This is a genomic window from Desulfofundulus sp., from assembly GCF_049701015.1.
GTDB lineage: Bacteria > Bacillota > Desulfotomaculia > Desulfotomaculales > Desulfovirgulaceae > Desulfofundulus.
Map to the genome: position 1 here is coordinate 1 of NZ_JBNATZ010000037.1, position 15,762 is coordinate 15,762.

General features: G+C 58.3%; 12 protein-coding genes and 1 pseudogene. 1 reads left to right on the forward strand and 12 read right to left on the reverse strand.

Translation table 11 applies throughout. The annotated features are described in order from the left end of the window. From ACPLUI_RS04020 to cobN, 8 genes and pseudogenes are all read right to left on the reverse strand, one after another. Positions 1 to 193, reverse strand: a pseudogene (locus tag ACPLUI_RS04020) (hypothetical protein); the annotation flags it as partial. A 104-nt stretch (positions 194 to 297) separates the two neighbouring features. Next, positions 298 to 1,101 carry an ABC transporter permease gene (locus tag ACPLUI_RS04025; RefSeq protein WP_424658988.1) on the reverse strand — a complete coding sequence of 268 codons (804 nt, stop codon included), beginning with the start codon at positions 1,099 to 1,101 and terminating at the stop codon, positions 298 to 300. A gap of 4 nt (positions 1,102 to 1,105) precedes the next feature. Then, entirely contained in the window at positions 1,106 to 2,005 is a 900-nt protein-coding gene (locus ACPLUI_RS04030) for an ABC transporter ATP-binding protein (protein WP_424658989.1), read from the reverse strand. 96 nt (positions 2,006 to 2,101) lie between these two features. Next, the gene (locus ACPLUI_RS04035; RefSeq protein ID WP_424658990.1) at positions 2,102 to 2,923 is read right to left on the reverse strand and encodes an ABC transporter ATP-binding protein; all 822 of its coding nucleotides are present in this window, start codon (positions 2,921 to 2,923) and stop codon (positions 2,102 to 2,104) included. A 72-nt stretch (positions 2,924 to 2,995) separates the two neighbouring features. After that, positions 2,996 to 5,413 (reverse strand): copper amine oxidase N-terminal domain-containing protein, encoded by a 2,418-nt coding sequence (locus ACPLUI_RS04040; RefSeq protein WP_424658991.1) that lies wholly within the window; start codon positions 5,411 to 5,413, stop codon positions 2,996 to 2,998. 69 nt (positions 5,414 to 5,482) lie between these two features. Beyond that, on the reverse strand, positions 5,483 to 6,538 hold the full coding sequence (locus ACPLUI_RS04045; RefSeq protein ID WP_424658992.1) for an ABC transporter substrate-binding protein: 1,056 nt from the start codon (positions 6,536 to 6,538) through the stop codon (positions 5,483 to 5,485). Between the two features lie 100 nt (positions 6,539 to 6,638). After that, entirely contained in the window at positions 6,639 to 7,754 is a 1,116-nt protein-coding gene (locus ACPLUI_RS04050) for a FecCD family ABC transporter permease (RefSeq protein ID WP_424658993.1), read from the reverse strand. 55 nt (positions 7,755 to 7,809) lie between these two features. Beyond that, entirely contained in the window at positions 7,810 to 11,682 is a 3,873-nt protein-coding gene (gene cobN, locus ACPLUI_RS04055) for a cobaltochelatase subunit CobN (protein ID WP_424658994.1), read from the reverse strand. A 322-nt stretch (positions 11,683 to 12,004) separates the two neighbouring features. Between cobN and ACPLUI_RS04060 the strand changes: the two genes are divergently transcribed. Beyond that, on the forward strand, positions 12,005 to 12,238 hold the full coding sequence (locus ACPLUI_RS04060; protein ID WP_424658995.1) for a hypothetical protein: 234 nt from the start codon (positions 12,005 to 12,007) through the stop codon (positions 12,236 to 12,238). Between the two features lie 28 nt (positions 12,239 to 12,266). Here the strand turns inward: ACPLUI_RS04060 and ACPLUI_RS04065 are convergent, their stop codons facing one another. The 4 genes from ACPLUI_RS04065 to ACPLUI_RS04080 form a co-directional block, all read right to left on the reverse strand. Continuing rightward, the gene (locus ACPLUI_RS04065; protein WP_424658996.1) at positions 12,267 to 13,007 is read right to left on the reverse strand and encodes an ABC transporter permease; all 741 of its coding nucleotides are present in this window, start codon (positions 13,005 to 13,007) and stop codon (positions 12,267 to 12,269) included. After that, positions 13,000 to 13,875, reverse strand: coding sequence for an ABC transporter ATP-binding protein (locus tag ACPLUI_RS04070; RefSeq protein ID WP_424658997.1), 876 nt, complete (start codon positions 13,873 to 13,875; stop codon positions 13,000 to 13,002). Before ACPLUI_RS04070 ends, ACPLUI_RS04065 begins: the two co-directional genes overlap by 8 nt. A gap of 37 nt (positions 13,876 to 13,912) precedes the next feature. Further along, positions 13,913 to 14,962: a magnesium chelatase ATPase subunit I gene (bchI, locus tag ACPLUI_RS04075; protein WP_424658998.1), complete on the reverse strand. Its 1,050-nt coding sequence runs from the start codon at positions 14,960 to 14,962 to the stop codon at positions 13,913 to 13,915. A 21-nt stretch (positions 14,963 to 14,983) separates the two neighbouring features. Further along, on the reverse strand, positions 14,984 to 15,762 hold a 779-nt coding region (locus ACPLUI_RS04080), incomplete at its 5' end, for a vWA domain-containing protein (RefSeq protein WP_424658999.1).

Genomic DNA, 15,762 nt, shown 5'->3' on the forward strand with positions numbered 1-15,762 from the left:
AGAGCATGGGGGAGAGCATGTAGGTGGCCAGGTAGAGCCAGAACTTGCTCCGCCAGTAAATCATTTCCTCCCAGATAATCGGATACCATGGGGGTGAGAAGAGACGGGCTTTTATCCCACCCGTAGTTGCCGGAAAACCAGTTGAAGCACCCCGCAAATCCTGACCAGACCGGGGTTTGAACCCGGACGACACACCAATCTTCTCAGGCTGTTTAACTGTATGTCTGGCGGGATCGGACAATCAACATCACCACTCCAGAAGGTCATCCGAGCAGACCTGACAGCCGCTGTCTTTTTTCAATCTTCCCGCCGCCACCTCAATAACAGGTAGGCCACCAGATACAGGCCGGCCAGCCAGCTTAAACTCTGCAAAAACCACCCCGGCTTACCGGCACCGGTCAGAACCAGGGCACGCAGGTTATATGTGGCAGCCGTCAGGGGCAGCCACCAGCTAAAGCGTCCCAGCAAACCCGGCAAATGCTCCACCGGGAAAAAAGTGCCGCAGAAAAAGGTCATGGGAAATACAATCAGGTTGGTAAACATTAATGTATCCTTATCCCCTCCGGCTACCATAGCCACGGCCACTGCCAGGCAGGCAAAGGTGAGGCATATAATTAATAATTGCATCAAGCAGAAAACGGAAAACTGGAATCCTCTGACCAGCAGGGACGCGGTCAGGAACACCAGCAGCGAAGTAAGAAACCCCTTGAACCCTGCACCCAGCACGTGCCCGAGTAGAAGGGACCTGTTGGAAATGGGAGCGAGCAGGTATTCATCCAAAACCCGCATGTGGGTGCGCCGCAACGTAAACCAATTGACCAGGTCGGCGTAACTGGCCGAGACCGCAGCCATGACCACAAGGCCGGGCACCAGGAAGCCCAGGTAACTTCCGGTGCCAGCAACTGCCCTGCCACCGAGATTCCAGGCAAAAATGACCAGAAAGATCAGCGGCCTGTTCAATCCCCCGATGAGAAAGCGCCACCACCGCCGCCGCCAGACAAGGCACATAGCCAGCACAATGGGCAGCCAGTCCAGGCAGATCAAAGGCGGCCCGGCTTCAAGAGAACTCCCGGCCATGGGGGTACTCACACCGGCAGGCAACTTTTCAGAATGAGGCCAGTTCCCTTGCTTCACGGCCGGTCAGCTCCACAAAAACATCTTCCAGGTTCGTACGGCGGACTACCGTATCAAAGTCCTTGCTCCCGGCATAGGCCTTCGCTTCGCTCCTGGTGGCGAAGAAATGCCGCTCGGTACCCTGTTCGCTCAAGAATTCCACGCAGTAATTCCCCAGCCTCTCCTTTAATTCCGCCGGTGTCCCCAGGGCGATAAGCCTGCCATGGTCGATGATGCCTACCCGGTGACACAGGCTGTCCGCCTCTTCGATATAATGAGTGGTCAAAAGCACCGTCATCCCGTCCCGGTTCATCAGCTGGATTAAATCCCAGATCTTCCGGCGTGTCTGCGGGTCCAGGCCGATGGTCGGTTCATCCAGAAAAAGAATAGGCGGGCGATGCAGCAGAGCACGGGCAATGAGCAGGCGCCGGGCCATCCCGCCGGAGTAATACTGTACCCGTTCACCAGCCCGGGCAGAAAGACCTACATAATCCAGCAACTCCTCGATGCGCCGCTGCCGCTCCACCCGGGGCATCCTGTGGAGCAGGGCATGGAGTAAAAGGTTTTCCCGCCCCGTCAGTTCCCGCTCCAGGTTATTTTGCTGGGGCACCACGCCAATGCGTTTCTTGACCTCGACCGGACGGGTGGCTACTGGGTAACCGGCCACATACAGCTCTCCGGAGGTGGGTCTGGTCAGGGTGGTCAGCATGCGGATGGTGGTGGTCTTGCCGGCCCCGTTGGGGCCCAGGAGGCCAAAGATTTCCTTGTTGAAAACCTGGAAGCTCAGACCGGCTACGGCCGTGGTACGCCCGTATTGTTTAACGACGTTTTTGGCTTCAATCATTACAGCCGGTTGCTCTTCAAACCTGATCCCGGCTCCGCCACCTTGCAACCTCAACCACCCCTTCCACGTCCCCCGTTATGACCACCTACCGATAAAAAGAACACCCCACAAAAAGCCCCATGGAGAGACAGTTATACCCTGTGGTCAGGCCCGGGCAGCCAGAACCTCCCCCGCTCTTTCCCCGGTTTCCTCCATCTCCAGCGGTGCCAGGGGCGTCACCTGCAGGCCCCACTGATTTTCAGTTACCACCGCCTCAACGCCGTAAACCGCCCGGATGTTATCCGGTGAAAGCACCGCTCTGGGGGTGCCGGCGGCTACAATGCGCCCGCCGTGCAGAAGCAAGAGCCGGTTACTGAAGCGGCTGGCCAAGTTGAGGTCGTGAAGAACCATTATCACCACCCGACCCTGTTCCGCAGCAAGTTCCCGCATCCGCGCCAGAACCTCAAGCTGGTAACGTATATCAAGAGTGGCCGTGGGCTCGTCCAGGAGGAAAACCTCAGGTTCCTGGGCCAGGGCTCGGGCGATAAGTACCTTTTGCCGCTGGCCGCTGGAAAGTTCCCCGAGCTGGCGTTCCCCGAGGTCGGTCAAGCCGAGATAGGCCAGGGCCCTGGTCACCGCAGCAAGGTCGGCATGGCCAACCCCCCAGGTGAGGTGCGGGCGCCGCCCCTGCAGCACGGTTTCCAGCACAGTACTCGGAAAAGCATGTTCCGTGCCGGGTGGGGGCACATAGCCCAGACAGCGACCCACCTCACGACCGCGCAGAGCAGCCAGGTTCTTCCCATCCAGGAAAATCGTCCCCATGCGCGGTTTCAGCACTCTGGCCAGGCAGCGCAAGAGGGTACTCTTGCCGGAACCATTGGGTCCTATGATACCCAGTGTCTCCCCGCCCTGCACCTTAAAAGTAACATCTTCCAGAACTGATACGCTTCCGTAAGCAAAACACACGCCCTTGACCTGAAGCCGCACCAGGAACCGCCTCCTTTCGAGATAGAGAGCCCGGGGCACCGCTGCCCGGGCGGTGCCCCGGCTCCACCCTGATTAACTGATAACTACCTGCCGGGAGTCAGCAAGCCACCTGGCCTGCAGACCCAGCGCCTGAGCCACAAAGCGGTAAGGTAGCATCAGGCGGCCGTTTACTATTTCCGGGGCCACATCCATGGAGATGGGGACACCCTGGATGAGATACGATTTCTGACCCACCTTGAACTGAACCACACGCTTGCCGGCCAGGATGGTTACGGTCCTGTTTTTCGCATCCCAGAGGATGTTTTCTTCTTTCAGTCCGGCAGCCAGGGCAAGGTACCTCACCGGAGCAAAAGTACGGCCGTTCTTGACATAAGGGGCGACATCCATTTCTTTTTCCTCATCGCCAGTACGGTATTTATTGCTTCCAATGGTGAAGACCGCTCCAGCCTTTATGGAAACGGGTGCCGGTGTCAGGCAACGTGCCAGCACGCAGGTCAGTTGATTGTCGGAGGAAGAGAACAGGTCCGCGGTTTCGGTGAGGGCGCTACCGCTTACTTCGAGGGTAATATCGCCTTCAGGGGCCGTACGGTCCACGGTGAGGGAAATGTCCTGCACGGTCACCGTACTTCCCGCCTCCTGGGCAACCGCCTCACTGCTGCTCTCGCTTTCCCCGGCACTCTCTTCACCCTGGCCGGTTTCCGGAAGCTGCTGCTCCACGGGTGTGGCGCTGGAAAGCTTCACCGGGATAACGAGTGTCCGGTCTTTATCTTCAAGCTTGATACCCGAACCATCGAGCTCCAGGTCCCCCGCGCTCACCTGCACGGTGGGAACCCGGGTAAAGCGCACGCCCGAAGGCAGGGTGAGCTTTAAAACCGCACGGTTGCCGGCAGCATCCCGGGCCCGGAGCGCCCCCAGCAGGTTTTCCTTGATGGTGAGCGCGCCGACCGCCTGCTCCTGAGCACCGGCGCGGACCGTCCCGCCTGCCGCAGATACCGCCACCGGCGCCTGGACGTGGGCCACGGTCACAGTGCCGTCAAGGCCGGGACCCTTCACCGTGACGGCCAGCTCCTCCGGCACGTTGAGCGCCAGATCCACGGTGGCGTTTTTGAAGCAGAAGCTGGTGCGTGATTTGGAAGCGGTGGTAACTTTGTAGACCAGCGTACGCCCGTCGTCGCGGGTGTCGTAATATTCGAGAACGCCGTCCCCAGCCTCGCGAGAGACGGTAGGCTTCTGTCTCCACTTCGCCCCCTCGGGGAGAGTCAGGCTGATAAGCCTGCCCTGGGGCAGGTCGCCAGGCATACCTTCGGCAATGGTGAAATTACCGACCTGCTGGCCGGCCCGCCCGGCCACCACGTCCAGGGTGCTCCTGGCAGCCACGCTGACACCGGAGACGAGGTATTTCGCCACCGTCACCTCGGCGATCTTCTCACCGCCCACGCCGGGGTTGGTGCCGCTGTAGGTGACCTTCACGTCACGCGCGGTAGTGTAGGGTTCATTCGCCTTCACGGAAGCCTTGATGATAATCTGCCCGGGACTACCGCTGCTTTCCTGGTTAATCTTGAGGTAGAGGGCGCTACAGCCGTCCTTCCCGCTATAAACATCATAAGCTACGCTGTCGCTACCAAAGCCGCCCTGCGGGATGAGAGTCACGGTGTCCCAGGTGAAGCCGGGGCTCAGGACGAGCTTGACCGTGTTCCCCTGGGGAAAAACATCTGCGTTGTTTTTAAGCGCACCGGGGACGTCCTCTTTCAGCGTGATGTCGGCTATAGAACCGCCGGCATCAGTAATGCTGGCCGGGGAGGCCGCGGTTATCGTGCTCCCGCCGGCCGTGACGAGCGTGCCTATGGTCACCGAGCCGGAAGAGAAGCCCGAGGTCGAAGGCGCGTCCAGGGTGACCTTGATGTCGGAGGAATCCAGGTCTTCGGGAGCTACGGGCTTGATGTTGACCTGGTCGAAGTAGATAAAGGTCCTGAAATACTTATATTTGGGGAGTTGATCACGAGGTACGGCTTTCAATTTAAGGGTGACGCTCTGCCTGCTTGTAGCCTGGATCCATAGTTCACTACCGTTATTATCACTGAACAATATTTTCTCATCACCATAAGAACCTGATTGAGTATTAGATTGATAACCATTTGAATTATCATATACCGTAGCTTGTACAGAATATAGATCTGGGTTAAAAATAACTTGGATGGAACAACCACCCGCTTTGCTTGGGAAATAAGAAGAACTATCTACAAATTTAAAGCTCATCTTCTGAAGCTCTACAAACGAAGGAAGTGTGAGCGTTACCGAGTCTCCCTGCTTGATCGACATGGCATTGCTCTCGCTAATATAGAGCCCCCCGAGCTGCGCCGTGGTATCCGGGCTGACTTTCGGGCACCAGAGCGCCGAGTTGGTGGTGGCTGCCAAAGCACCACCTGCCGAGGCCAGAACAAGGGCACACGCCACAACAAAGAGCAGCAGAACTAATCGTAGCCGCTTCATCGCAAAGATCCTCCTCATATGATACTACATGGTCCTAAAAATTGCCAGTATTCTTTAAAAGCAGAGCCATTACTTTTCAGGATAAACATAAGCCCCTTTGAGCTCTACGCCGAGAAACTTTTTGAGCATCTCTTTGTGGATCGCCTCCGGGTTTATGTCCCGGAAAAGCTGCGGGTAGAGCCACTTCGCCATGTAGGCCATCCCCACGATTGCCCGCGGCCCGGTGAAGATCTCGCTGGAGAGCATGTAGACCTTCCCCTGCCGGACGGCGGAAATCCTGTTCCAGCCGGGCCTGTGCATCATCTCCGTGCGCTTGCTCTTCATGGCGTCGGCACTTTCCCCGTAACCGCTGGGAACGCTGGTGCTGCACGCTTTGATGATCACCTGCGGGTTCCGGGCCACCAGCCACTCGGAACTGATCTTGGGGTAGGCCTCACGCAGCCCGGCACCGATATTCCTGGCCCCGATGCCGTCCAGGAGCTCTGCGCCGCCGGAGCCCGGGCCACTCAGCGTGTAATCGGTGTACTGTTCCAGATAGACCAGCGGCCGCTTATTCAGCGGGATATTCTTTGTCCGCTCCGCAAACAGCTTCTGGTACTTCTGGAAGTAAGCGATATAGGCCTCCGCCTCTTGCCTGCGGTTGAGAATAACCCCCAGGGTGCGGATGTCCTGCGCCATCGTTTTAACCTTGTAGCAGTCCAGAAATACCACCGGTATGCCCGCCCGCTGGAGCTGTGCGACGCACTCCGGCTTCAAGAAGCTGCCGTAGCCGAAAACCACGTCGGGTTTCAGCGCTATGATCTTCTCCACGTTGGGAGTGAAACTCTTGCCGACATCCTTTGCCTTCCTCACCTTCTGGCTGAGCATTTTATCATTCAGCGTATAGGTGGTCGCTCCTACGATTTTGCCTGCATCCCCGAAGGCACAGATCAATTCGGCCACGTCACCGTTCAGCTCCACTATCCGCTGCGGCGGACACGGAACGCTCACCGTGCGCCCCATGGAGTCCCTGATAGTCACCCGCTTCTGGGCCACAGCTTCCCTGCTGCCAGCCAGAACGGATACTGCACAAACGGCGATTAAAATGCACGTTACCAGAAGCATCCATTTCCTGCGTGCTGACAAACTTTTCCCCTCCCTTAAACCTTGATGTCAACGGCACTCAAGTCACAGGATGTCTAGCTGTTGCCCCGACCACCCCCTTTCCACGTTCCACACCGTGAAACTACCCCCACCACTGCCGCTTTTTCCTGATTAACAGGTAGATGAAGAAGGGGGAGCCCATCAGCGCAGTGATGATCCCCACCGGGATCTCGGCAGGTGCGATGATGGTCCTTGCCAGCGTATCCGAAAGGAGCAGGAGCACCGCTCCCATCAGGCAGGAAGAGGGGATCAAAAAGCGGTTGTCGCTGCCCACAAGCATCCGGCAGATGTGCGGGCCCACCAGGCAGATAAAACCTATGATGCCGGTGAAGGCTACGGTGGACGAAGCGGCAATGGTGGCCAGAGTCAGGGTGAGAACCCTCAGACGCCCCACCTTGATCCCCAGGCTGGCGGCCACCTCTTCGCCCGCCCCCAGTACATTGAGGTCCCAGGCGTGCAGGAGCAGCCCGGCCATGCAGATCAAAACCACGGGCGTAAGCAGCACCACCGTCTGCCAGTCCGCCCCCCAGAAGCCGCCCATCAACCAGACCACCAGTTCTTTCAAGGCGTCGTTGTTGGAAAGGTATTTCAAGAGCGAGACCCCCGCCTGGAAGAGGTAGCCGATGGCCACCCCGCCCAGTACCAGCGTTTCGGGTGCCATCCCCTTGAACCGGGCCAGGGAGAAAGCCAGGAGCGTGGTCAACCCCCCGAAGATGAAGGCGTTCGAAGCGATGAGCCACCGCGACACCTCCAGGTAATTCCCGCCTACCAGTCCCGTCCCCAGGACGATGGCCAGGGCCGCCCCGAAGGCCGCACCGCTGGAAAGCCCCATCGTGTAGGGGGAAACCAGGGGGTTGCGCAGGACCCCCTGCATCACCGCCCCCGCCCCGGCCAGACTCATCCCGGTGATGGCGGCCAGCAGAATGCGGGGGAGGCGGATCTCCCAGACCACTGTTTCGGCCAGGTCGTTGTGCAGGGTGACCGGCAGACCCAGGTGGGAAAGAATTACCCGCCAGACGTCAGCCACACTTATCCCGGCGGCACCCACCGCGGTGGCCACCAGGGCGGTAGCGACTGTTAAGCCGAGCAGAACAACGAGCAGCAGGATTTTCCGGCCGATATGGCGGGCATAGGCAGCTTTAATAGCTCCTACATCCGCCCCCGGGCCGGGACCCATTATTTCGACGGGTATACCCATACGCCTTTTAGCTCCTCCCCGTAAAACTTCTTCAGCATTTCCCGGTGCACCACACTCAACTCCCCAGCTTTTCCTTGATCTCCCGCATCTTTGCTCCCCAGTCGGCCACCTCTTCCGCGGTCAGGATGTCGATGGCGCCGCCCTGGAAGTCGCCCTTGATGTCGCCCATCTTCTCCTCCAGCCAGCCTTCGATCTCCAGGTAGTGTTCTTTCAGCCCTTCCAGCACTTCGGGGTCGGCGTTCCACAGACCCCGCTGGTGGGCCTCCAGCAAGCGGCGGGCGATTTCCTCCAGCGCCCAGGGGTTGTGCTCTTCAAAGAAACGGCGGTTCTCTTCGTCCAGAATAAAGGTCCTGGTGATGTCGTCGAAGATCCAGTCGTCGACTTCCCGGGTGGTGGCTTCCCAGCCGTAGACCCGGCCCACGCGCTTGGAAATGTCCCCGGCACCTTTATAACCGTGGCGCTTCTGCCCCTCTATCCACTTCGGGTTCAAAAGTTTCGTCCTCACCACCCGCCGCACTTCGTCGGCCAGGGTACGAACCTCCACGTGCTCCGGTTCCCTGGTATCGCCGTAATAGGTCCTGACATCCCTGCCCGATGCCACCCTCGCCGCAGCAGTCATCCCGCCGTGGGTACCGAAGTAGCAGCAGCAGCCGAAGAGGTCATACTCATCGGTCACCACCTTGTTATACGTTACATCCACCGTCTTCAGGCTGGCCTGCAACTGGCGGAAGGCCTCTTTGCCGAAAACACCCTTGCCGTAGGCGTAACCGTTCCAGTAGATGAAGATATCAGCCAGATCCTTCTCCTCTTTCCAGGCTGAGGCGTAAACGGCCAGGTTGACGCCGGCCTGGTAGGTGCCGGGCTTCGAGGCAAAGATGCGTAAAGTCGCGTCCCGCCAGGCCTGCGGGTCGTTTTGCCCGCCAAGCTGGGCCAGGGTGTGCTTGCGGACGTAGTTCTGCTCCGGCGGCTCGTCCAGGGCGGCCACGGTCTGGACGGCCTCATCTAAAAGCTCCACGCAGTTGGGGAAGTTGTCCCGGGTAATGCCGGAGACCCGTACGGTCAGGTCAATGCGGGGGCGTCCCAATTCCTCCAGCGGTATGACTTCAATACCCGCCACCCTACCGCTGGGCAGCCACCGCGGCCTCACACCCAAAAGGTAGAACATCTGCCCCAGGCCTTCCCCGTCCGCCCACATGATGTCGTTGCACATCCAGTAAAGGGCCACGTTCTCCGGGTAGCGGCCTTCCTCCGCCAGGTGTTTTTCCAGAATTTTTTCCGCCAGCCGCTTCCCTACTTCCCAGGCCGCCCGGGTGGGCACCCGGTGGGGGTCCAGGGAATAAAAGTTGCGGCCCGTAGGCAGGACGTCGTCCCTGCCGCGGGTGATCAGGCCGGAGGGCCCGGCGGGGATATACCGCCCGTCAAAACCGGCCAGCAGCGACTCAATCTCCCTGGAAGCTTCGATCCGCTCGTTCAGATCCAGCACCCGCGGCAAAAGGGCGTTAACTTCAGCCAGAGCACCGGGGCGGAGAAACTTGTCCCCCAGAACCTCCCGGGCAAACCCCGGGTCCACTTCCCGCCCCTTCAAGAACCTGCCGATAAAGGCTTTAACTGCAGCGTCGATTTCTTCCAAAAGGGCACCATAGGACCTGCCGTAACGGGTTGAAAACCTTCCCTGATCGGCCAGCAACTCCGCCAGATCCAGGTCCATGAGCCTGGCCACAGAACGCCGCAGGGAAAGCTCTTGCCCGGCGTCAAAGCGCAGGATGGAGTTGATGAATTCCACCCGTTTTTCCCCCTGCGGTAGCTCACCGAAGACGTGCTGCCCATCCTGGATCTGCGTGTTGCGGATGACGGAGAGCACTTCGTGGGCCTTCTCCGCCAGGGAGGCAAAATCATGGTGACCGCCTTCCACGGGGATTTGCTTGTCCAGGTTGGTCTTTTTGATCTCTTCAATAATTAAGTGCTCCAGAGTGTGGGCCCGGGCGGGGTCGGCCACCCTGGCTTTTTCGTACTCCTCCAGGTAGCGCTCCAGTTCGGCCAGCTCGTCGTAGAGACCACCCCCGGTCATGACCGTCTGCATGTGGTCCACCAGGGTGGCATAGCTCCTCCTCTTGGCAATGGTACCCTCCGGCGGGTTATCCGCGTTGTAGATATACAGATGGGGGAGGGATCCAATGGCTAAATCCGGGTAACACTCGCCGGAGAGACCCACGCCTTTGCCGGGCAAAAACTCCAGGTTGCCGTGGGTGCCCACATGCACGACCACATCCACGCCAAAGTCCCGCTCCAGGTAACGGTAGGTGGCCAGGTACTGGTGCGGCGGCGGGATGTCCGGGTCGTGCAGGATTTTACATACCTGCCCATCGCAGCGGGCACCGGCACAACCCCGCTTCGGCTGCACGCAGACCACGGCATGGCCGTATTGAACTCCGGTGATGACGATTTTCCCTTCGTGAACCATGGCCGCGGGTACGCCGTTTTTGGGTTCTCCGGGTGGGGCGCCCCAGGCTTCAGTAAGGCGTTCCTTCACCCGCGGTGACAAATGGTCGAACCACTGGCGGTATTCTTCCACGGGCATGAGCTTCAACGCCCCACCTTTGGCGATAATCTCATCAGTGGTGGTCCAGCGGAATTCCGAAATGGCTTTCCGGCCCATAATGGTGTCGATCAACTCTTGGCCGCTGGCAGGAGCTTCCACGGAATAACCCGCTTCCTTCATGCGCTGCAGGACCCTGGCCACACTCTCCAGGGTATCCAGGTTCGCCCCGCCGCCCACCGTAGCTTCCACCGAAGCGCAGGGGTTGTTGTGCAGGACAAAGGCCACCTTACGCTCGGACACCGGCTTTTGCGCCAGGCGAATCCACCCGGCCACCCTGTCCACCAGGTGCCGGCAGCGCTCTTCCACGGGGACACGGATTTCCAGTTCCCCTTCGCGTTTGGCTCCGGCGATGAAAATCGGCTCAATAACCCCCTCAAACTCGGGCAGAGCTATGCACCAGGAGATATCCCGGTTCAAACCCTGGGGGTCCTCAGCCCATTCTTCAACCGTACGGTAAAAAGAGGTCACTGGCTGGAAAACCGGAACGTTGAGCTGCTGCAGCAGGCTCACGCCGGAAGAGGCCACATCCTCACGCATGAAGTCATCAGTTCTGGTACGGGCCTCCAGGAAGAAGGAAATCAGCTTGATAAGGGCGTTGATACGCGGCTTCCCGTCTTGATCAAAGAAATACTGACGCACCACCTCGCCGGAACCCTTCGTACCCAGCCCTGCATCTTTCAGGGAGTAGCAGAAGGCGGGGATAACTCTGAACCCTTTTTCCTCCAGGAGGCGAATTAACAGGTCCTCAACCGCCAGGTTGCCATTTACCCAGTGGTTGCGGCCAAACAGCAGGCCCACGGTTGGCCCGGCCGGTGTTCCGGTGAAATGCGATCCGTACCAGGACAGATAGTCCTCCACCGAGGTGAAGCAGCCCGGTGCAGCCGGGTGGTAGATGCCTTCCCAGGGGAAAGTCAGCGGCTCGCTGTACTCAAGCCGTTCACCCAGAACCCCGGCCGCCAGGTAACGGAGCATGTGGGCAAAGTTTTCCCTGCCGCCCTGCACGATATAGGTATAGCATCTGGAAACCACATCCGGCCCGACTGTGGAAAGGACCCACAGCGCCGGGTCATGGGCTACGCAAACCACGGGCCTGGCGAACTTTTTGACGGCCTTTTCCAGCTCATCCCAGACAGTTTCGGCCGTGGAACGGTAAAGGAAAATCAGGTCGGCCCGGGCCATGTCCTCCAGGGCTCCGGCCAGGTCTTCCCTACCCTCGTCGAGAAAACGGGCAGAGTAAACTTTAACCTCCAGGTCGTCCGCCACCAGCTCCGCAGCCCGCCGCATGGTGGTGGTGTGGCTGTGCCACATCACGGCGGTAATCTTTTTCATGGAGCCACCCCCTGTTCACAAAATAAAAACCACGAAGACAAGAGCCCTCCTTCGCAAAGGAAGTTCCGCCTTCGTGGCTTAAGTGAGCAAAATTTATTGAGTTATTCTGTTATTGGATTCAAAAACCGGTTATGCTTCTAAAGAAGGGCGACTTCGGTCGCTCAATTTGCTACCGGTCTAGCTACTCAAGTGTAAAATATTCTACTTAAAGTGAAAAATTCCTTCCGGGTTAATATTTGCTCAATAAATATTTTTTTTCAGGTATCTTTTCCCTTTAATTGGGCAAACTTAGGAATAAAAATTCATGAAGGAGGTTATGCACATGAGCTGTTCCAGCATCAAGCACCGTTTTGAAGAAGAAAGGCAAAGGGGCATCTCCTTCGAACGGGCCATGGAAATGTACCGGGAACTGGAGGGCTCTCTGGCAGCCCACCGCCTGGAGCTGGAGGATTTGAAAAGGACAAATGCCGACCCGGACCGCATCGCCCACCTGCAGGAACATATAAATGATGGCGAAAGACTGCTCAGGGAAATGAAACAGCTTCACCTGCATTAAGGAAGGGGGCCTTACAGGCCCTCTTCCCTCACCTGACCTTCTTCACCACCACCACACCGGCCAGAAACAGAACCACAGCATACGCCGCCAGCACCGCCAGGGATAACGACATGAGCCCACCCCCCCGGGCCAGGGCACGCAGGGCATAGCTGGAGTGGGTCAGGGGCAGCGCCTCTATTATGTATACTATGGCCCTGGGTAGCCGGTCGGGTGAAAAGAACGTCCCGCAGAGGAAGGACATGGGCAGAATAACAAAAGTAGCAAAGTTGGACATATCCTCGTGAGAGTTGATGGTCATGGCAGCCACCAGTCCCAGGGCGGCAAAGAGAAAACAGGTGAGAACGACCACCAGGATAAACCACCCGTTTATAACCAGGTGCGCTCCAAAAACAAAAGCCAGTGCCAGGATGATCAGAGAAGCGACCAAGCCGCGCACGGTGCCTGCCAGCACCTTGCCCAGCACAAAAGCTCCGGCGCTGATAGGGGCGATCAGGTATTCCTCCAGTGTTTTATGGTACAGGCGGCTCATGTTCAGGGAGACGCCGACGGCGTTAAAGCTGGTGTTCATGGCTGAGAGGGCAATGATCCCCGGCACTACAAATTCCAGATAGTTGCCCCCGTTCATTTTAATGCCACGGCCCAGCCCCCAGCCAAAAGCCACCAGGTACAGGAGGGGGCTGACCAGCCGGGAAGCAAAGAACTTTACAAAGGTGCGCCTGAAGACCACCATTTCCCGCCACAATACGGTATAGAAATCGATCTCAATCACCCACCTTACGCCCGGTTAGCTCGACGAAAACATCCTCCAGGTTGGATTCCCGGATCAATACATTTCCATCCAGGCGACCCGCATAGGCCAGGGCATCATCGCGGCTGGCAAAAAATTTATACCCTGTGTCCCTGCCGCCAAAGGATTCCACCACCACTTCCCCTACCTTTTGTTTCAATTCCCGGGGTGTCCCCAGGGCAATGAGCCGGCCTTTATCCATAATGCCCACACGGTGGCAGAGTACTTCCGCTTCTTCAATGTAATGGGTAGTCAAAAGCACGGTCATGCCCTCGCCGTTCATCCGCCGGATCAGGTCCCAGATCTTCCGCCTGGTCTGAGGGTCCAGACCTACGGTGGGTTCATCCAGGAATAGAACACTGGGGCTGTGCATCAGCGCCCGGGCAATCATCAGCCTGCGTTTCATGCCCCCGGAAAACTTGCTCACCAGATCCCCTGCGCGCTCCCTGAGCTCCACGTACTCCAGGAGCTCCTCGATTCTTTCCTGCCGGCGGGGGTGGGGGATCCTGTGCAGGCGCCCGTGCAGTTCCAGGTTTTCACGGGCTGTCAGCTCCTGGTCCAGGTTCATATGCTGGGGTACCACGCCGATTTCCTTCTTGACTTTGTCCAGGTCACGCATAACGTCGTAGCCGTTAATCAGAGCTTGACCGCCGGTAGGCCTGGTCAGCATGGTCAGCATCCTGATGGTGGAGGTCTTGCCGGCACCATTGGGACCGAGCAGGGCAAAGATCTCTCCTTTTTTTATCTCGAGGTCCAGGCAGTCCACGGCGACAACGTTCCCGTAATGTTTGGTCAGCTGGCGAAGTTCAATCACTACTTCTGACCCCCGGCTCATCGTCATATCACTCATGATCTCTTTTCCCCATTACCAGCACCATCCCCTCACACTAGCGGTGGCTGTGAACATGACGCATCTTCTGTCCGCCCATGACCGCCTGCAGCTTCTCGCGGTCGATATCCATGTCCTGGAATGGCCTGCGGCGCATCCGGTGAAGGAGAGCCAGGTTCACCGAACTCTGCACGTCATCCCGGGTGACTTCAGTCCGGCCGGCCAGAGCGGCCATGGTCCTGGCTGCCTTCATCATCACCAGGTCGGCCCTGTGGCCGTCCACACCCATTTCAATGGCTATCCTAGCTATCAGATAAAGCATTTCCTCCGGAATTTCCACCCGAGGTAAAAGTTTTTGGGCCGCTACTATTTGCCGGCGTAACTTTTCCTCCTCCCCCTCCCATTGCTTTATAAAACCTTCGGGATCTTCTTCGAAAGCAGCCCGGCGCCTGATTACTTCCACACGCAGCTCCGGGTCCATGATACCGGTGATATGTACGCAAAGTCCGAAACGGTCCAGCAGCTGGGGCCGCAGTTCTCCTTCTTCCGGGTTCATGGTCCCCACCAGGATAAACTGTGCCGGATGGGTGAAGGAAACCCCTTCCCGCTCCACCGTATTAACACCCATGGCTGCAGAATCAAGCAACACATCCACCACGTGGTCGTCCAAAAGGTTCACCTCGTCCACATAGAGAATGCCCCGGTTGGCCTGGGCCAGGACGCCCGGCTCGAAGTGTTTTTCTCCTTTCTTGATGGCCTGTTCTATGTCCAGCGTCCCCACCACCCGGTCTTCAGTGGCCGACACGGGCAGATCCACCACCCGCATTTTCCGCCTCACCCGCGGCAGTTCTTCGCCCGCCGCAAGGCGTTGCCGGCAATCCATACACATGGTGGTGACATCATCGGGGTCACAGCTGAAGGGGCAGTCAGCAACCACGTCTATCTCCGGTAATAATGCCGCCAGGGCACGTACGGCGGTGGACTTGGCAGTGCCCTTCTCACCCCGGATGAGAATACCGGACAACCTGGGGTTGACGGCATTCAACAACAAGCCCTTTTTCATTTCGTCCTGTCCCACGATGGCTGAAAACGGGTAGACATATTTCATCTTCCTTTGCCTCCTGCACTCTTAAATTATTTCTCGAACGGCCTGGACCAGGGTGTCGGCTTTTAAATCATCTATTTTGTAATACTCCGCCCCTAGGGTAAAGGCGAGTTCGCGGGCCAGGCCAAAAGTCACAAAACCGTTCTTCTCCACATCGATCACCAGTGTTTTAATCCGTTCCTCTTCCCTGATCAGCTCCGCCACCCGGCGGACCTCGGCCAAAGGCTTATCCTGCCCCATACTCACATTGGCCCGCCCATCGGAGATGAGAATGAGCAGAGGTGATATGTTCGGGTCCTTGTACAAATGGGCCCTGGCCACCTCGTAAGCCTTGAGCAGCCCGGCGGAGAGAGGGGTCTTCCCGCCGGTAGGCAACTCCTCTAAAAGTTTATAGGCCAGCTCAACACTGCTGGTGGGCGGCAGGAGGACTTCAGCCGCCGTCCCTTTAAAGGCAACCAGCCCAATCTTATCCCGTTTCTGGTATGCATCCAGCAGGAGGGACAGGACGGCTCCCTTGGTCTCCACCATACGCTGCTGCGCCCCCATGGAGCCGCTTGCGTCGACCACGAAAAGCAAGAAGTTCCCGATGCGCTTTTCCCGAACCTTCTCCCGGATATCGGCCGTCGTAATGGCCACAGCCAGGCCGTTCTTCTCCCGGCACGACTGGTAGGGAGCGGCCGCCCTCAAGGTGGCGTCGAAGGCCAGATCGTTGTTCTTGCGCTGCATGGTGCTGCGCACGTAGCGCCCGGCCCGGGTGGCCGTCCTGGTGCGGGAACGGCGCCCGGAGCCCTTGCGCAGCAGGC